The organism is Pseudomonas sp. FSL R10-1339 (assembly GCF_009600545.1).
GTDB classification, from domain to species: Bacteria; Pseudomonadota; Gammaproteobacteria; order Pseudomonadales; family Pseudomonadaceae; genus Aquipseudomonas; species Aquipseudomonas bubulae.
Genome location: NZ_WIVQ01000029.1, coordinates 1 through 17,786, shown reverse-complemented (window position 1 = coordinate 17,786; position 17,786 = coordinate 1). Strand labels below are relative to the sequence as shown.

Annotated in this window: 19 protein-coding genes; 9 read left to right on the top strand and 10 right to left on the bottom strand. The window is 59.8% G+C overall.

Features of this window, described 5'->3' with window-relative positions; translation table 11 throughout:
* Positions 1-33: 33 nt before the first annotated feature.
* Positions 34-291, bottom strand: coding sequence for a hypothetical protein (locus GHO03_RS11255; protein WP_095002012.1), 258 nt, complete (start codon positions 289-291; stop codon positions 34-36).
* Positions 292-462: 171 nt separating this feature from the next.
* Here GHO03_RS11255 and GHO03_RS11250 point away from each other — a divergent pair, with 171 nt between their 5' ends.
* Together GHO03_RS11250 and GHO03_RS11245 are read left to right on the top strand one after the other, a co-directional pair.
* Positions 463-1,173: a response regulator gene (locus tag GHO03_RS11250; RefSeq protein WP_095002098.1), complete on the top strand. Its 711-nt coding sequence runs from the start codon at positions 463-465 to the stop codon at positions 1,171-1,173.
* Positions 1,170-2,525, top strand: a complete 1,356-nt coding sequence (locus GHO03_RS11245; protein ID WP_095027264.1) for a cell wall metabolism sensor histidine kinase WalK — start codon at positions 1,170-1,172, stop codon at positions 2,523-2,525. Before GHO03_RS11250 ends, GHO03_RS11245 begins: the two co-directional genes overlap by 4 nt.
* Before the next feature lie 54 nt (positions 2,526-2,579).
* On the opposite strand, the gene GHO03_RS11240 is transcribed toward GHO03_RS11245, so the two are convergent.
* Together GHO03_RS11240 and GHO03_RS11235 are read right to left on the bottom strand one after the other, a co-directional pair.
* Positions 2,580-3,917: an MFS transporter gene (locus GHO03_RS11240; protein ID WP_095002010.1), complete on the bottom strand. Its 1,338-nt coding sequence runs from the start codon at positions 3,915-3,917 to the stop codon at positions 2,580-2,582.
* Between the two features lie 125 nt (positions 3,918-4,042).
* Positions 4,043-4,939 carry a DMT family transporter gene (locus GHO03_RS11235; protein ID WP_153379455.1) on the bottom strand — a complete coding sequence of 299 codons (897 nt, stop codon included), beginning with the start codon at positions 4,937-4,939 and terminating at the stop codon, positions 4,043-4,045.
* A gap of 98 nt (positions 4,940-5,037) precedes the next feature.
* Here GHO03_RS11235 and GHO03_RS11230 point away from each other — a divergent pair, with 98 nt between their 5' ends.
* Positions 5,038-6,369 carry a PLP-dependent aminotransferase family protein gene (locus tag GHO03_RS11230; RefSeq protein ID WP_095019512.1) on the top strand — a complete coding sequence of 444 codons (1,332 nt, stop codon included), beginning with the start codon at positions 5,038-5,040 and terminating at the stop codon, positions 6,367-6,369.
* Positions 6,370-6,381: 12 nt separating this feature from the next.
* Here the strand turns inward: GHO03_RS11230 and GHO03_RS11225 are convergent, their stop codons facing one another.
* Positions 6,382-6,819, bottom strand: coding sequence for an Lrp/AsnC family transcriptional regulator (locus GHO03_RS11225; protein WP_095002007.1), 438 nt, complete (start codon positions 6,817-6,819; stop codon positions 6,382-6,384).
* Between the two features lie 130 nt (positions 6,820-6,949).
* Here GHO03_RS11225 and GHO03_RS11220 point away from each other — a divergent pair, with 130 nt between their 5' ends.
* Positions 6,950-7,846, top strand: coding sequence for a DMT family transporter (locus GHO03_RS11220; protein ID WP_133144982.1), 897 nt, complete (start codon positions 6,950-6,952; stop codon positions 7,844-7,846).
* A 63-nt stretch (positions 7,847-7,909) separates the two neighbouring features.
* Here GHO03_RS11220 and GHO03_RS11215 read toward each other — a convergent pair whose 3' ends face one another.
* Positions 7,910-8,401, bottom strand: coding sequence for a hypothetical protein (locus GHO03_RS11215; protein ID WP_095002005.1), 492 nt, complete (start codon positions 8,399-8,401; stop codon positions 7,910-7,912).
* A 241-nt stretch (positions 8,402-8,642) separates the two neighbouring features.
* Between GHO03_RS11215 and GHO03_RS11210 the strand changes: the two genes are divergently transcribed.
* From GHO03_RS11210 to GHO03_RS11190, 5 genes are read left to right on the top strand one after another with little or no spacing between them, the layout of a single operon-like run.
* Positions 8,643-10,223: an ABC transporter substrate-binding protein gene (locus tag GHO03_RS11210; RefSeq protein WP_150628895.1), complete on the top strand. Its 1,581-nt coding sequence runs from the start codon at positions 8,643-8,645 to the stop codon at positions 10,221-10,223.
* Complete coding sequence (locus GHO03_RS11205; RefSeq protein WP_232527677.1) at positions 10,220-11,191, top strand: ABC transporter permease; 972 nt, start codon at positions 10,220-10,222, stop codon at positions 11,189-11,191. Before GHO03_RS11210 ends, GHO03_RS11205 begins: the two co-directional genes overlap by 4 nt.
* Entirely contained in the window at positions 11,188-11,994 is an 807-nt protein-coding gene (locus tag GHO03_RS11200) for an ABC transporter permease (RefSeq protein ID WP_095002003.1), read from the top strand. The genes GHO03_RS11205 and GHO03_RS11200 overlap by 4 nt, the downstream gene beginning before the upstream one ends.
* Complete coding sequence (locus GHO03_RS11195; protein ID WP_095002002.1) at positions 11,994-12,785, top strand: ATP-binding cassette domain-containing protein; 792 nt, start codon at positions 11,994-11,996, stop codon at positions 12,783-12,785. Before GHO03_RS11200 ends, GHO03_RS11195 begins: the two co-directional genes overlap by 1 nt.
* Entirely contained in the window at positions 12,778-13,365 is a 588-nt protein-coding gene (locus GHO03_RS11190; RefSeq protein ID WP_095002001.1) for an ATP-binding cassette domain-containing protein, read from the top strand. The genes GHO03_RS11195 and GHO03_RS11190 overlap by 8 nt, the downstream gene beginning before the upstream one ends.
* A gap of 14 nt (positions 13,366-13,379) precedes the next feature.
* On the opposite strand, the gene GHO03_RS11185 is transcribed toward GHO03_RS11190, so the two are convergent.
* The 5 genes from GHO03_RS11185 to GHO03_RS11165 all read right to left on the bottom strand — a co-directional run.
* Positions 13,380-13,715 (bottom strand): DUF6388 family protein, encoded by a 336-nt coding sequence (locus tag GHO03_RS11185; protein WP_095002000.1) that lies wholly within the window; start codon positions 13,713-13,715, stop codon positions 13,380-13,382.
* Entirely contained in the window at positions 13,678-13,941 is a 264-nt protein-coding gene (locus GHO03_RS11180; protein ID WP_095018565.1) for a helix-turn-helix domain-containing protein, read from the bottom strand. Before GHO03_RS11180 ends, GHO03_RS11185 begins: the two co-directional genes overlap by 38 nt.
* A 142-nt stretch (positions 13,942-14,083) precedes the next feature.
* On the bottom strand, positions 14,084-15,469 hold the full coding sequence (locus GHO03_RS11175) for a nucleobase:cation symporter-2 family protein (protein ID WP_153379459.1): 1,386 nt from the start codon (positions 15,467-15,469) through the stop codon (positions 14,084-14,086).
* A 183-nt stretch (positions 15,470-15,652) separates the two neighbouring features.
* On the bottom strand, positions 15,653-17,041 hold the full coding sequence (gene lpdA, locus GHO03_RS11170; protein WP_095001997.1) for a dihydrolipoyl dehydrogenase: 1,389 nt from the start codon (positions 17,039-17,041) through the stop codon (positions 15,653-15,655).
* Between the two features lie 2 nt (positions 17,042-17,043).
* On the bottom strand, positions 17,044-17,786 hold a 743-nt coding region (locus tag GHO03_RS11165; protein ID WP_256668507.1), incomplete at its 5' end, for a dihydrolipoamide acetyltransferase family protein.

Genomic DNA, 17,786 nt, shown 5'->3' with positions numbered 1-17,786 from the left:
TGCTAAGTCTATTGCGCCGGGGTCACCAGATGGCTACAGGTCTTTATCCTGGCTCAGGGTTTGCGGTTCGCCGTGGCTGATCATCCATTTCAGCAAAGCCCTCACCGGCACTGTATGGGTGCTCTCGACCCACTGAACACCTTCATGGCTGTAATGCTCGATATAGCGGCTGAGTACCAGCGTGTCGCGATCGCTCGACAGGCGCAGGCTTGTTTCGCGACAGTGCAGGGCGGCGTTGGCACGCTTTACCAGTCGCTGTTCCAGGATCATGGCCGGGTTTTCGCAAGGCATGGGTACACGCGTTCTTGGCAGGAAAGAGGTCTGATCCTCGCATTCGCGGTTTGCCTGGATATGTCTGCTTTTTTGCCTGGCCGCAACTTTGTTACCAAGTTGAAATATATGACGCAGCGGGACGAATAGTTTTAGATGGAAGCCTTTACATACCTTAAGTGGAATGCGCCGGTGAGCAGCCTTTTGATCGTAGACGATGACCTGGAGGTCCTCGCGCTTCTGAAGAAGTTTTTTGTACAACACGGATATTCGGTGGAGGTGGCCACCGATGGCACGTCACTGTGGGCGGCGATGGCGCTGCAACCACCGGACCTGATCATTCTCGACTTGATGCTGCCTGGCGAAAACGGCCTGATGCTGTGTCAGCGTTTGCGTCAGCAATACCCCACGCCGGTCATCATGCTGACGGCCATGGGCGAGCTGAGTGATCGGGTCGTCGGTCTTGAAATGGGTGCCGATGATTATCTGAGCAAACCGTTTGATGCCCGGGAACTGTTGGCCAGGGTGCGTGCCGTGTTGCGCCGGGCAGGGCAGGGCCAGCCCTCGGTCGGGCAGGTGCCGCGGCCACTGATGAAGTTTGCGGGCTGGCAACTGGACCTTACCCGTCGCGAACTGCGCTCACCGGATCAGGTGATGATCCCCTTGTCTGCTGGAGAGTTCGATTTGTTGCTGGTGTTTGTTGAGCATCCCCAGCGCATTCTGACTCGCGAACTGTTGCTGGATCTGGCTCGTGGCGCTGGCCATGACGCGTTCGATCGCAGCATCGACGTACAGGTCAGCCGTTTGCGGCGCAAGCTGGAGTTCGACAGCAAAGGGGTCGAGATGATTCGCACCGTGCGCAATGTCGGTTACCTGTTCACGCCCGGGGTGACCTGTCAGTGACGGGCTGGATTTCAGGCTGGCGCCTGCGCTCACGCAACACCATCGCACGCTGGATTGCCTTGACCACCATTGTCGCGATGCTTACGGCGCTGGCATTCAATGCGCTGTTTACTCAGTTGGCGGGTGTTTGGGCTTACCCGCCGCTGAGTGAAATCGGGCTGCTGGAAAAGATTTCCCTGACGACCAAGCTGATCGAAGCTTCGCCGGCGCCACAGCGCCAACGTCTGGCTGCGGCAGCCACTGACAGCGCCCTGAGCATCAGTTGGCATGCCAGCCGTGCCGGCCTGGATTTGCCGCAGGTGGCCGAAGCGGCCAGTCGCACTGCCACGCCGCTGGCGCAGCGGCTGTTCAATAGCCCTGAGCGACGCCTCGAAGCCTATCAGCCCGACGACTGGCCACAGCACAACGGGCATTACGCCCTGCTGGTGCAACTGGAGGATGGCTCATGGCTTATGTTCAGCATCGCATCGCGCAGCTGGGGCCTGGGCCAATGGCAGCGCAATCTGATTTTGATCCTGCTGGTGTTGTTGTCCACGGTGCTTGTGGCGCTGATCGCCACTCGCCATCTGGCCAGGCCTTTGCAGCAGTTCGCCGAGGGCGCCCGGCGTTTTGGTGTCGATTTTCGTGCGCCGCCCATTGAGCCGGTTGGCCCTCGGGAGATCCGACAGGCCATTCTTGCGTTCAACGCCATGCAGGCGCAGTTGCAACACTTCATAAAAGACCGTACCCAGATGCTCGCGGCCATTTCCCATGACTTGCGCACCCCGCTGACACGCATGCGACTGCGCGGTGAGTTTATTGACGACCCGGACCAACAACAGCGTCTGTTTCGCGATGTAGACGAGATGCAGGCCATGATCAACTCCAGCCTGGAGTTCTTTCGCGACGATGCCCGGCTCGAGCAGGCCACGCAATTTGACCTGGCAGGGTTGTTGCAAACCCTGATTGATGACTACCGCGACCAGTCCATTGACATTGCCTTCAACGGTCCTGAGCACCTGGTGTATTTGGGCCGGCCGCTTGGCCTGAAACGGGTGATGACCAACCTGCTGGATAACGCTATCAAGTACGCAGGCGAGCCGGCCATCGAGCTGAGTCGGGACGATGAGCAGGTCACTGTTTTCGTTCTTGACCGGGGGCCGGGCATTCCTGTCCAAAGTCATGAGCAGGTGTTTGTGCCTTTTTATCGGCTTGAAGAATCGCGCAACAAAAGCACCGGCGGAGTGGGGCTCGGACTGTCGGCAGCCAGAGCGATTGTGCTGGAACACGGCGGCTCGCTAACCCTGAGCAACCGCACGGGTGGCGGGTTGGCGGTGAGGGTTGTGTTGCCGGTGCTCAAGGGGGCAGGGTGAATGATCTTCTGCAGAGAGTGCCGGGCACCCCGGCACTCTCAGCCTCTTGGCCCCTCAGACCGCAGCGACGGCTTGCGCCGCATTTTCGGGTGTCGCCACATCATGCAAGGAAATCCGTGAGGTCTCAGGCAATGCCAGGCCGCCAGCCAGGGCGAGCAGTGCAACTGCAATCAGATAAAACGCGGGCGACATATTGCTGCCGGTGGTGCTGATCAGCCATGTCGCCACCAGCGGTGCGGTGCCGCCAAAAAGGGTGTAAGCCATGTTGTAGGTGATGGCCGAAGCGGTATAGCGAGTGCGGGTCGGAAACGTCTCCGAGAGCAAAGCTGCGGTCACCACGCCACACAACACCGCGCCAATTGCCAGCAGCATGACACCGACGATGGACGCTGCGAACCCGCCCGAGCTGGCCATCAGGAACGACGGATACACCGCGACCATCAGTAGAACGCACGCGGTCACCACGGTCGCCCGCCGCCCGACCCGGTCCGAATACAGCCCGGCCAGAGGGCAGATGGCGGCGGCGAAGAGCAGGGCGATCAGCGACACCAGCAAAGCGGTTGCCCGGCTCAAGCCGCCCGCGACCTGCAAGTAGGTCGCGAAGTAAGTGGTGAACATGTAGAAGGACAGTGCCGTCAGCGACACAAAGGCGCCCAGGCAGCAGATCGCTGCGCCATGGTTGCGCAAGGTGTCCTTGAGTGGGGAGTGGGCGACCGCATGCTCCTCCTTCACGGCCTGGAAGGCCGGGGTTTCATCCAGCTTCCAGCGCAAATAAAGCCCTACCAGGCCCAGTGGCGCAGCAATCAGGAACGGCAGGCGCCAGCCCCAACTGCCCATGCTTTCAGCGGATAACGAAGCCTCAAGGGCGTAGGCCACTACGGCCGCAGCGGCAAAAGCGGAAAATGTCGAAACCGGCACAAAGCTGCCGTACCAGGCTCTTTTATCGCTGGGGGCGTGCTCCATCAAATAGGCACAGGCCCCGGCGTATTCACCGCCTGCAGAAAAGCCCTGGGCGCAACGAATCAGGGTGAGCAGGATCGGCGCCATAACCCCGATTGCAGCATAAGTGGGCAATATACCGATCAAGGTAGTGGCCCCGGCCATCAGCAAAATGGTCATGGCAAGGGTACGCTTGCGGCCTATCCTGTCCCCCAGCATGCCGAAAAAAATCCCGCCAAGGGGGCGAAAGGCAAAGGCCACCGCAAACACAGCAAAGGTCTTGAGCAATGCGGCACTGGCATCGCCACTGGGGAAAAACTGCTGAGCGATGGTGGTGGCCAGAAAGCCGTAGACGGCGAAGTCGAACCATTCGACGAAATTACCGATGGCGGCGGCGACAATCACTTTTCTCAGCGTTTCAGGGCTGACCTGCTCTATGGATACGCTTGTCATGCTGCACCTCGACCTGTCCTCAGTAAGGAGTGATTATCGAGGCAGCGGCTGAAACGATTCGCTCCAAAAGTGTCATCGGCATAGTCAGTACCGACTTCTCAGAGGTCAAGCACGGGGGCTACAGGCTACCGGGCGAACTTTTTGGCCCCGGCAACGCACAGGATCACCGCCGCTGTAACACCAAACATGCCCATGCTGACAGTCTCGTGCAGCAAGGTGGCAGCCAGTGCCAGGCCAAAAAATGGTTGCAGCAGCTGCAACTGCCCAACGGCGGCAATCCCGCCCTGGGCCAGCCCCCGGTACCAGAATACAAAGCCTATCAGCATGCTGAAGATCGAGATGTAAGCCAGGCCGAGCCAGGCAGGTACGCTAATGCCTTTGAACGAAGCGGGGGCCCACAACCATGCCAGCGGAGCCATCAATGGCAGTGACAGCACCAGTGCCCATGAAATGACCTGCCAGCCGCCCAGCGTACGCGACAACCTGGCCCCTTCGGCATAGCCAAGACCGCAGATCAATACAGCCAGAAGCATCAGGATGTCACCCTCGGGCGCTGCGCTCAGGCCCTGCGCCAGGGCATAGGCCACGACGCACGCGCTGCCCAGGATCGAGAACAGCCAGAACGCTGGCCGTGGCCTTTCACCCCCGCGCACCACGGCGAAGGCTGCGGTAGACAGCGGCAGCAGGCCCAGAAAGACAATGGTATGGGCCGAAGTCACATGCTGCAAAGCCAGCGCGGTCAGCAGCGGAAACCCCACCACCACCCCGGTTGCCACCAGCAGCAGGGGCACCAGTTGGCTGAACTGCGGCCGTCGTGCCTTGAGTAGCCCGAGCATGGCCAGGGCAAGCACACCGGCGATGGTGGCACGGGCCAGGGTCAGAAAAACCGGGTCAAGTTCCAGCACGGCCACCTTGGTCGCAGGCAATGAAGCGCTGAAAATGACCACGCCGATAAACCCGTTTATCCAGCCGCTCAGGTTTTTTTCAGTGGTGGGGATTTGCAAGTTGGAAGTACGTTCCATCGAGTCTCACGCTCAAGGCCAATCGCGGGATTGCATACAGTCCATCCTATGGCTGATGATTAATGACAATCAAAAAATTGTCATGGATACAAAGCCCGATGTCCCGTTCCCGCTACAAGCTGCTGGTAGACGCGTTTGCCGACGATATCCGCTCAGGCCGTTTGCCGCCGGGCACGCGTTTGCCTACCCATCGCCAGCTCGCAGCCAGCGAAGGGCTGGCGCTGGTCACGGCCAGTCGCGTGTATGCCGAGCTAGAGGCCATGGGGCTGGTCAGTGGCGAAACCGGGCGTGGCACTTTTGTCCGGGAAACCTCGCTACCACCAGGCCACGGTATAGACCAGCCCGACGTGATCGCGGGGATGCTGGATCTCAATTACAACTATCCCTCCTTGCCGGGCCAGGCCGAACTGTTGCGTACTGCGCTGCGGCAGTTGGCGTTGTCTGGCGATCTGGAATCGTTGTTGCGCTACCAGCCCCATGGCGGGCGCCTGCATGAGCGCGCCTCGGTCGCGAGGCACCTGGCCAGGAGCGGGTTGAATGTGCCCGCCGAACAGGTGTTGATCGTCAACGGCGCACAACACGGGTTGAGCGTGGTGCTGATGGCACTGCTCCAGCCTGGTGACGTGATCGCGGTGGACGCCTTGACCTACCCGGGTTTCAAGGCACTGGCGCTGGCCCTGCACCTTGAATTGCTGCCCATCCCGAGCACGGAAAGCGGGCCGGATCTGGATGCCCTCGCCAGGCTGTGTCGCCGTCGCTCTGTGCGTGCTGTCTACAGCATGCCGACGTTGCACAATCCGTTGGGGTGGGTGATGAGCCTGGAGCAGCGCCAACACTTGGTCGCGATCGCCCGGGCACATGATCTGCATATCATCGAAGATGCGGCCTACGCTTTTCTGGTCGATAACCCGCCGACGTCTTTGGCTGACTTGGCGCCGGAAAGAACCGTTTACGTGTCTGGGTTTTCCAAAAGTGTCGCAGCGGGTTTACGCGTGGGCTTTATCGTCGCGCCCGCAGAAAAGGTCAGTGTCCTTGAGCGGATAATCCGAGTGACTGCCTGGAATGCTCCCGGTGTGATGACCGCTATCACCAGTGCCTGGCTCGACGATGGCACCGTGACCCGGCTGGAGTCGCAAAAGCGCAAAGACGCACAGGCAAGGCAGCTCATTGCTGATGAGCAGTTGGCGGGGTTGCACAGGATCCGCCATCCTTCGTCCTACTTTGTCTGGTTGCCTCTGTCAGAGGACGCCCGGGCGGACCAGGTTGTTGCGGCGTTGGCGCGTGAGCAGGTCTCGGTGTCGACCGCGCAGCCCTTTGCAACTTCGGCCCATGTGCCCCATGCGATAAGGCTGGCGCTGGGCTCGGTGGGCATGACGGCCCTGCGTGAGGGCCTGGCGAAAGTGAAGTGGGTGGTTCAGGCCCATGCCTAGGGGTGGCCGTACTCAGGCCATGGGCGGCAACCGGCGTTTGACCGGGCTTTTTTTGATGATCGACGTATTGGTTTCGGCGTAGGCATTGAGGCCATCAAGCAGGCTGTCCAATTGCTCGATTGAACGCACATGCAGACGGGCAATAAAACAGTCATCGCCCGTCACCTTGTCGCACTCGGTGAACTGGGGGATGTTCTGGATCTGACGCTCCACTTCCTGCAACTGCCCCGGTAGCGGTCGAATGCGGATGATGGCCTGGAGTTGATAGCCAAAGGCTTTGGGATCGACTTCCACGGTATAACCCTTGATCACTTCGCGCTCTTCGAGCTTGCGAATGCGCTCGGCGACGCTGGGTGACGACAGGCCGCTGAGGCTGGCCAGTGTTTTCAGGGAGCTGCGTGAGTCTTGCATCAGTGCGCTGATCAACAGCTGATCTATCTCGTCGCTCATCTTTGCTCCTTAGGCCAAATTGGCAGAATGCCTTAACACTAAAGGCAAAAATGACGAATTGCCTTTTCTGGATTATGGCGCTGCATGAATCGCGATTGCCATACTGTTTCCTACTTTGAGGGAGGCAAATATGGACAAAACCACGCAACGCGGTTCGCTGGAAATGGTCGCAGCCATGCTTATCTCCGGCACCATTGGCTGGCTTGTCCTGCTAAGCGGGCAAGCAGTGCTGGATGTGGTGTTCTGGCGCTGTGTGTTTGGCGCGGTGACGTTGCTGCTGATCTGTGCGCGGATGGGTTTTTTACGCCGCGGTCTGCTGAACCGCACTACCTTTGCGCTGGTTGTTTTGAGCGGCGTGGCCATCGTTGCCAACTGGGTGTTGTTGTTCGCGTCCTACTCCAGGGCCTCAATCGCCATTGGTACGGCGGTCTACAACGTTCAGCCATTTATCCTGCTCGGTCTGGCAGCGTTGTTCCTGGGTGAAAGAATAACCCTGCACAAACTGGCCTGGCTGGTGGTGTCGTTTGTGGGCATGTTGGCGATCGTCAGCGCCCACCACGGGCAAGGGGAGAGCGGCAGTGAGTACTTGCTGGGGATTGCCCTGGCGCTGAGTGCGGCCTTGATGTACGCCGTGGCCGTGCTGATCATCAAACGCCTGCGCGGGATCCCCCCGCACCTGATCGCGCTGATCCAGGTCAGCACCGGCGCACTGCTGCTGGCAACCCTGGCCAACGTCACTGAGCTGCCTGCTGGCGCACAGGCGTGGGGCGCCTTACTGACGCTTGGCGTAGTCCATACCGGCTTGATGTATGTACTGCTCTACGGAGCAATCCAGAAACTGCCCACGGCATTGATCGGAGCACTGAGCTTTATCTACCCCATTGCAGCGATATTTGTGGACTGGTTTGCCTTTGGCCATCGCCTGGAACCGCTGCAATGGGTGGGTGTGGCGGCGATTTTAATCGCGGCAGCCGGGATTCAGCTGGGGTGGCGGGTGGGAGGGCGGCGGGTAGTGAGTGGAGGATAATGGCTGTTTAAATGCACTTGGTCACGGTGAGCGTTCATGGCCAAGTGCATTGATGGGCCTGGCTTAAATCCCCGACCGACTCATCGGGCTGATCATGCGCACGCCCAGACTCAGTGCCTGGGTTACCAGCGCTCTCATATCGGCGGTGTTTTCGTTGTTGACGCACTGCGCCAGTTTTTCGCCCAGGGTCGGCGCAGTGTCGGTGCCTTCCGGGTAAGCGCGCAGGATCAGCAGCCCGCTGTTGGTCAGAACCACTTCGTAAAAGGCTACGCCCGACATGCCGTCGAAGTGGATGTAGCCAATGTCGGCCAGCCATTTGACCGTGGCCAGGAACAGGTTCTCTTCTTTTTCCAGCGCCTCGCGGTTGCTGTCCGCCAGGCCTTTGTAGTCGATAAAGCGCTCGGCAGTCAGGGTGATGGGCAAGGGGAAGTTACGGTACAGGTGGCCCAGGATCAAACCGGCATAGCAGTCGAACAATTCGATATTGTTGGACGGCAAGGTGTTGATCGAGTGAACGTTTTTTTCTGTGAGGTGACCGGCTAATCCTTTGAACATGCGAACCTCTGTCAGCTGTGTCTGTATGGCGTGACTGAATAAGCGTACCCATTGGTATAGCACAGTCATGCCCGGGGAACCTGACCTGTGGCAATTGTTACATGGTAAGACGTATCGCCTGGAAAACCCCTAAAAAATCAGATGCATAACTGGCTATTTAAAATCAGCCTGCTATTACTGTGGGGCGCGATAAACTGCGTACGGCCCGTTTGGGCAAGGCCATTTCATATCAGGAGGATAGATGTCAAAACCCGCATGGATGCGTAACACCCTGGTGGCTGCGGCCTTGTTGAGTGTGTTGGCAGCGCCTGTTGTCTCAGCGCAGGACCGCACCCTGCAACTGGCCATTGGTGATGAGCCGACCGAAGGCTTTGATCCGATGCTGGGCTGGAGCCACGGCAGTTATCTGCTGTTGCACAGCCCTTTGCTCAAGCAAAACGATGATTTGTCCTGGAGCGGTTTTCTCCTCAGCGATTATCAGGCCAGCGCGGATGGCAAGACCTGGACCCTCAAGCTCAAGCCCGACCTCAAGTTCTCCGACGGCTCGCCACTGACCGCCAAGGACGTGGCTTACACCTACAACAATGCGGCGGCCAGTGGTGGCAAGGTCGATATGGGCAACTTCCTCAAGGCCGAGGCGGTTGATCCGCTCACGGTGCGTATTGAGCTCAAGGCGCCGCAAAGCACGTTCGTCAATGTGCTCGGTTCGCTGGGGATTGTCTCGGCAGACCAATACGACGCCAAAACCTACGCGCAAAAGCCGATTGGCGCCGGGCCTTATCGGTTGGTCAGCTACCAGCCGGGTCAGCAGTTGATCGTTGAGGCCAACCCGTACTACGCAGGGCAGAAGAACGATTTCAACAAACTGGTGTTTGTGTTCCTGGATGAAGACAGCGCTTTCGCTGCCGCCCAAAGCAAGCAGCTGGGTATTGTGCGCATCGCCCCTGCGCTGGCCGTGACGCCTGCCGCGGGCATGAAACTGTGGGTTCGCCCCAGTGTGGAAAACCGTGGCATCGTGATGCCAACCCTCGCGTCCGGTAAAAAAGATGCCCAAGGCTACCCGATTGGCAATGATGTGACGGCTGATGTGGCCATCCGCAAAGCCATCAACTACGCCATCAATCGCCAACTGCTTGCCGATCAGATCCTCGAAGGCCACGCGATCCCGGCCTACACCGGCGTGCAGGGTTTACCGTGGGATAACCCGGATGCGCTGTTCAAGGATGGCGATACCGACAAAGCCCGGCAGATACTGGAAGACGCAGGCTGGATTGAAAACGCCCATGGCATCCGTGAAAAAAACGGCCTGCCGGCCAAAATCACCCTGTGGTACGCCAGTGGCGATGCCACTCGCCGGGATCTGGCCCAGGCCGTGCGCTCAATGCTCAAGCCCGTGGGCATCGACGTAGACCTGAAGTCCGGCAGTTGGGAAACCGTTGAGCGCAACATGCACGCCAACCCGACCCTGTTTGGCTGGGGCAGCCTCGACCCGATGGAGCTTTACCATCACTACAGCAGCAAGGCGGCAGGCGTGGAATACTACAACCCCGGTTATTACCAGAACCCGGTTGTCGATCAGCATCTGCAGCAAGCCCTCGATGCGCCGACCTGGCAGCAGGCGGTGCCGTTCTGGCAGCAAGTGGAGTGGGACGGCAAAACCGGCGTCGGCGTTAAAGGAGATGCCGCCTGGGCCTGGTTGCTCAATGTTCAGCACACTTACCTCACCGATGAGTGCATCGATCTGGGTAAGGGCGCCCCGGAAATCCACGGTTCCTGGTCGCTGCTCAACAGCGTTGATCACTGGAAGTGGACCTGCCGGTGATCCGCGGCCTATCGCTGTTTGTGCTGCGTTTGCTGGGCCTGCTGCTGGTAACGGCAGCGGGCACCTTTGCCTTGCTCAGTTTTTCTCCGGTAGACCCGATCCGGGCCTATATAGGTAACGATCTGTTGCATGTACCGCCCGAGCAATATCCATTGATTGCGGCGCGCTGGGGGCTCGATCTGCCGTTATGGGAGCGCTTTTTGCGCTGGTTCGGGCAAATGCTGCAAGGCGATTTCGGCTACTCAATGCTCTATAACGCGCCGGTCTCGCAGGTGATTGGAGAGCGTTTTGCCACCTCCTTTGCACTGCTGTTTTCGGCCTGGCTGTTTTCCGGCATCGTCGGCCTGGCCATGGGGCTGACGGCCGGGCGTTATTTGAACCGTTGGCCTGACCGCCTTATTTCGACGCTGTCCTATGTGCTGGCATCCATGCCGACGTTCTGGATTGGCCTGCTGTTGCTGTCACTGTTTGCCGTGACGCTCAACTGGGCGCCGATCTGCTGCGCCTGGACCCCCGGCAGCAATGCCGAAACCGCAACCTGGGGCGACAAGTTGCGACACTTGATCCTGCCCATGCTGGCCCTGGGTGTACTGGGCGTGGGCAATATCGCCCTGCATACCCGCTCGCGGGTGGCTGAAGTGATGAACAGCGAATTTATTCGTTTCGCCCATGCCCAGGGCGACAAAGGCTGGCCGCTGATCAACTTTCATATCCTGCGCCATGCCATCACCCCGGCCTTGTGCCTGCAATTTGCCTCGGTGGGGGAGTTGATCGGCGGTTCGTTGCTGGCTGAAAAAGTGTTCGCTTATCCAGGCCTGGGGCAGGCCACGATCGATGCCGGATTACGCGGCGATATTCCATTGTTGATGGGGATCGTGATGTTCTGTGCGGTGCTGGTATTCACCGGCAACAGCATTGCCAACGCGCTGTTACTGCGCCTTAACCGCGGGGCGGCGCGCCAGGTATGACCTACAACCCCAATCGCGCCTTGCTAAGGCTCTGCCTCTCGTTGCTGATGCTGCTGGGATTGATCGCCTACGGTATCTCAATCATCAATATTGATGTCTCCATGGATCTGCTGGCACGGCGCCTGCCACCGTCTGCCGAGTACTGGTTTGGCACTGACAGCCTGGGCCGTGATCTGTGGCTGCGGTGTTTTCAGGGGATGACCACCAGCCTGCAGATCGGCCTGACTGCAGCGTTCAGCAGCGGTTTTCTGGCGATGCTGGCGGCCAGTTTGTGTGCGCTGAACAAAACCCTGGATTACCTGATTCGCGGGCTGATCGACAGCATGCTGGCGTTGCCGCATTTGTTGCTGCTGGTATTGATTTGCTTCACCTTGGGCGGTGGCAAGCAGGGGGTCATCCTGGCCGTGGCGCTGACCCACTGGCCACGCCTGGCCCTGATCCTGCGCGGCGAGATCCTGCGTATCCGCGAGACCGATTTTGTGATGCTCTCCCATCGCCTGGGCAACAGCAGCTTCTATCGCTGGCGTCATCACTTGTTGCCGTTGCTGATGCCGCAGTGGATCGTCGGTACCCTGTTGATGTTCCCCCACGCAGTTCTGCATTCGGCGGCGTTGAGTTTCCTGGGCTTCGGCCTGGCGCCCCATGATCCGTCATTGGGCCTGTTGCTGGCCGATGCGCTAAGGTACTTGAGCAGTGGTGCCTGGTGGCTGGCGTTTTTTCCGGGTTTGATTCTGGTGGGCCTGGTACTGGTTTTTGACCAGTTTGCACGGGCATTGCAGCAGCTCTGGATAAGGATTACCTGATGCTGAAATTCGACCGGTTTGCGATCGACGTTGCGCACTATCATTGGTTGGGCCATAAAACCTGGCATCCGCTGCTGAGCAATATCTCCCTTGAAGTACGCCCCGGAGAATTGACGGCGCTGGTGGGCTCCAGCGGCGAAGGCAAAAGCCTGCTGCTGCAAAGTGCCTTGGGCTTGCTCCCGGAAAATATGCGCTGTCGCGGCGAAATAGTGCTCGACGGGCAGGTGCTGGGGGAGGCAGGCAAGGTCAATCAGCGGGGCAAAGCCCTGTGCTATGTACCCCAGGGTGTCAACGCCCTGAACCCGCTGATCAAGGTCGGGCCGCAATTGCAGCGTGCTGCGCACTTGAGCGGGGTCAGGCTGGGGCTTGGCGATGTGGCCGAGCAGCTCACGCACTACAACCTCAAGCCAGAACTGGTGGACGAATTCCCGCGCATGTTGTCAGGGGGCATGGCCAAGCGCGTTCTGGCCAGTTGCGCGGCCTTGACTCCTGCGCGTTATATCCTCGCTGACGAGATCACCTCATGGCTGGATGACGAACATGCCTGCCAACTGTTGACCCATCTCAAGGGCTTTTGCCTGCAAGGTCGGGGGATTTTGTGGGTGACCCATGATCTGGCCCTGGCGGCGCGCTTTGCCGACAGGATCGCTGTGTTGCATCAGGGCGAGCTGCACGAAACCCTGAGTGCCCTGGAACTGCGCGAAAACGGCGGCAGCCCCTGGTTGCAGTCGTTGTGGGCAGCCTTGCCGGAACAACAGTTTTTTGCCCGGCGGGTGCCGGAATATGCTTGAGGTCCAGCAATTAAGCATTGTCCAGGATGGCCGGCAGCTCTGGGACTGTGTGTCGTTTCAGGTGCGGCCGGGGGAGCGTCAGGGCATCTCGGCGCCCAGCGGTTATGGCAAAACCACCCTGGGCCGGGTGCTGGCGCAATGGCAGTCAGCAACCTCGGGCAGCATCACCGTGGATGGCAAAGCGCTTGCGAAAAAGGGCTATTGCCCGGTGCAGCTGGTGCCGCAGCATCCTGAACAGACCTTCAACCCTTATCGCACAACGGGCGAGAGCCTGCGTGATGCCTGGTCGCCAGATGCCGCCTGGCTGGCACGCCTGGCGGTGAACCCCGGGTGGTTGGCCCGTCGCCCGGACGAATTGTCTGGCGGAGAACTGGCGCGTATCGCTTTGCTCAGGGCGCTGGATCCGCGCACCCGCTACCTGATTGCCGATGAAGTGACGGCGCAACTGGATGCGCATGTACAGGCGCAGGTGTGGCAAGTCTTGCTCGAAGAGACCAGGCGTCGGGAGCTGGGGATGATTGTGTTCAGTCACAACAAGGCGTTGTTGCAGAAGGTATGTTCGAGTATCTGGCTGCCCTAGCCTCGCACGGCTCGTCAACTGCTACGGAGCGGACCATGCAGTTCGCAGTATTCAACCCATTCCATGCCGGCCATTTGCGCCACTTCGCGATGCACTTCAAGGCGCTGGGCCTCGAATTCTTGCGGGCTTGCGCTGGTCAATTGCAGGGTCAGCTCCCAGGCGAAAAAACCCAGACGCTCAGCCTCGGCCTCAAAGGCTTCGTTCAAGCGTTCCTGGCGATATTCCTTTATCGATTGGCCGATAGCGCGGGCGGCCAATGGGTTCAATGTCTCAAGCGCCACGACCAGTTCAGGGTGGTCACTGAGAAAGCGATCAAGTGCTTTTTGATGCCGGGTGCCGGGTTCGGTCACAACTGATTTCCTCGTAAACAGGCAGGGTGTGTTTGCCAGTGATGATGAACACCACATCAATACCGAGCAGAGTAATGGCCGCCAGATAGTCGGCGCGGGGCAAGGTGATATCGCGCTCATAGTAGCTTTGTGCATGGCGCCCTATACCCCCCGCATCCGCCAGTTGTGCCTGTGTCAGTTTCAGGCGCAAACGCTCATGTTTGAGTCGCTCACCGTATGTGTTCATAAACATCGCCTATGTCAGGCATAAAGGGTTTGAAAAAATAGTAGGCCAAATGAAGAAATTGGGAAAGATGGGCGGTGAATAACGACCCGTTTTTGTAAGCACAAGCAGGAGGGCAAAAGGCACTCCTGCCTGGCTGCGTCGCTTACAACGTCGGTTTTTTCTCTGTTTCCGGCAGGAACCAGTTCAACAGCAGGGCACAGATACCGCCTGTAGCCACACCTGACTCCAGTACGTTACGCAGAGCTGCAGGCATATGCGCCAGGAACTCAGGCACTTGCGATACGCCCAGGCCCAGCGCCAGGGACACGGCAATGATCAGCAGGGCGCGGCGGTCCAGGGTAATGCTGGCCAGAATATTGATGCCCGAAGCGGCAACGGCGCCGAACATCACCATGGCCGCACCGCCCAGTACCGGCTCAGGCACTGCCTGAATCGCACCGGCAACGCTGGGGAACAGGCCCAGCAGGATCAGCATGCTGGCAATCCACACACCGATATGGCGGCTGGCGATACCGGTGAGCTGGATGACACCGTTGTTCTGGGCAAATACCGAACTCGGGAAGGTGTTGAAGATACCCGCCAGAAACGAGTTGGCGCCGTTGACCAGCACGCCGCCCTTGATGCGCTGCATCCACACCGGGCCTTCGACCGGCTGGCGCGACACCTTGCTGGTGGCTGTGACGTCACCGATGGCTTCCAGCGACGTGACCAGGTAGATCACCAGCATGGGAATAAACAGCGCCCAGGAAAACCCCAGGCCGAAATGCAAGGGCATTGGCACCTGGAACAGCTCGGCCTGGTGCATGCCGGTGAAGTCCAGGCGGCCCAGGTAGCCTGCCAGGGCGTAGCCCACGGCCAGGGCGATAACAATGGCGCAACTGCGCATCCACACCAGCGGGATGCGGTTAAGGATCACGATAATGGCCAGCACCACACCCGAGAGCATCAGGTTTTCGCCGTTGGCGAAGGTACCGTTGCCCATGGCCGTGAAGCCGCCGCCCATGCTGATCAGGCCGACCTTGATCAGGGTCAGGCCGATCATCAGCACCACGATGCCGGTGACCAGCGGGGTGATCATGCGTTTTACAAAAGGCAGGATGCGCGAGATACCCATTTCGACAAACGAGCCGGCAATCACCACGCCAAAGATCGCCGCCATCACGCCTTCAACCGGCGTGCCTTGCTTGACCATCAGTGCGCCGCCGGCAATCAGCGGGCCGACAAAGTTGAAACTGGTGCCCTGGACGATCAGCAGCCCGGCGCCAAAGGGGCCAAAGCGTTTGCACTGAACAAAGGTAGCGATACCGGAGATCACCAGCGACATGGAGACAATCAGGTTGGTATCACGGCTGGACACACCCAGGGCCTGGCAGATCAGCAGGCCGGGGGTGACGATCGGCACAATAATGGCCAGCAGGTGCTGCAGGGCGGCCAGAAAGGCGATCCACGGCTTGGGACGGTCTTCAAGACCTAAGACCAGCTCGCTGGTTTGGGACTCGGTTTCGAGCGGGGTTTTAAGAGAGGTCATGGCGAGCGCCCTGGAAAAAAGAGCGCGATTCTACTGGTGTTGAGCCATTACGCCCAGTGCTGGATTGCGCAGGGCCTGACTTGCTGTGGGAGCGGGCTTGCTCGCGATAGCAGCCACTCGGTCTATCAGATAAACCGCGTCGCCTGCATCGCGAGCAAGCCCGCTCTCACAGTAAGGGGGGGATTACAGGTGCAACGCATGCCCCAGCGCGCGCAACGCGGCTTCCTGGACGGCTTCGCCCAGGGTCGGGTGCGCGTGGATGGTGCCGGCGATGTCTTCCAGGCAGGCGCCCATTTCCAATGACTGGGCAAAGGCCGTCGACAACTCCGAAACACCGACCCCCACGGCTTGCCAACCGACAATCAGGTGATTGTCCCGGCGCGCCACAACCCGCACAAAGCCGGTTTTGGCTTCCAGGGTCATGGCCCGGCCATTGGCAGAGAACGGAAAGCTGGCGCTGATGCAGTCCAGACCGGCCTCTTGCGCCTCAACCGGGGTTTTGCCCACCACGACGATTTCGGGATCGGTAAAACACACCGCGGCAATCGCAGCAGGGCTGAACTCGCGCTGTTTGCCGGCAATGATTTCAGCAACCATCTCACCCTGGGCCATGGCCCGGTGGGCCAGCATCGGCTCGCCGGTCAGGTCACCAATCGCCCAGACATTGCGCATGCTGGTGTGGCAACGGTTGTCGACGCGAATCGCCGGGCCGTTCATGGTCAGCGCCAGCGCTTCAAGGTTGAAGCCTTGTGTACGCGGCCGACGACCCACCGCCACCAGCACCTGATCGGTTTCCAGGGTCTGGCTCTGGCCCATGCGGTCACGCATCGACAGGGTTTTGCTGCTGGCCTGGAAACCTTCGACGCTGTGCTCCAGATACAGGGTAATCCCCAGTGCCTTGAGGGATTCTGCCACGGGCAAGGTCAGGTCCTTGTCGTAAGTTGGCAGGATACGGTCACGGGCTTCAACCACCGTGACTTCGGCCCCCAGCTTGCGGTAGGCGATCCCCAGTTCCAGGCCGATATAGCCAGCGCCAACCACGGTCAGGCGTCGGGGAATGGTGGTGGGCTGCAGGGCTTCGGTGGACGAAATGATCGCCCCGCCAATGGGCAGGATCGGCAGGTCGACCGTTTGCGAGCCGGTGGCCAGCAACAGATGTTCGCATTCGATGCGCTGGCCGCCGACTTCAACCGCCTTGCCGTCGAGGATTTTGGCCCAGCCGTGAATGACCTTGACGTTGTTCTTTTTCAGCAGAGCGCCGACGCCGCTGGTCAGGCGATCAACAATGGTGTTTTTCCATTGCACGCTCTGGCCGATGTCCAGGGTCGGGGCCTGGGTCTTGATCCCCAGCGGTGAAGTACCGGTGCTGTAGCGCTGGGTGGCATGGAACTGTTCGGCAACGTGGATCAGGGCCTTGGACGGGATGCAGCCGACGTTCAGGCAGGTACCGCCCAGCGACTGGCCTTCGATCAGGACCGTCGGAATGCCCAGCTGGCCGGCGCGGATCGCTGCCACATAGCCGCCGGGGCCGCCGCCGATAATCAGCAGCGTGGTGTGTTGGGTTGGCTGCATGTTCACTCCACAAACAGGGTGGCAGGTTGTTCGAGCAAGCCACGCATGGCCTGGATAAATTGCGCCGCGTCCATGCCGTCGACCACACGATGGTCGAAGGAGCTGGAGAGGTTCATCATTTTGCGCACCACGATCTGGCCTTTGACCACCACCGGGCGCTCGACGATGCGGTTGACGCCAATGATCGCCACTTCGGGCAGGTTGACCACCGGTGTGCTGACAATTCCGCCCAAGGCTCCCAGGCTGGTCAGGGTGATGGTCGAGCCGGTGAGTTCCTCGCGGGTAGCCTTGCCGGTGCGTACGGCGTTGGCCAGGCGGGCGATTTCATCGGCGGCGCCCCACAGGTTGAGGGTCTCGGCATGGCGCACCACAGGCACCATCAAACCACCGTCGCTTTGCGCGGCGACGCCGATATGGGCGGCGCCAAAGCGGGTGATGATTTGCGCTTCGTCGTCGTAGCGCACGTTGATCTGCGGGAAGTCCCGCAAGGCCACGACCATGGCCCGCAGTAGAAACGGCAACAGGGTCAGTTTGCCGCGGCTGTCCCCCCATTTTTGGTTGAGCTGGGCACGCAGTTCTTCCAGGGCGGTGACGTCCACTTCCTCGACATAGCTGAAGTGTGCGGCACGGCGCTTGGCGTCCTGCATGCGTTGGGCGATCTTGCGGCGCAGGCCATAGGCGCCCATGCCCACGGCGGTACCGACGATGCCACTTTCCGAGATCGGTGCGTCGAACACCCGCGAAC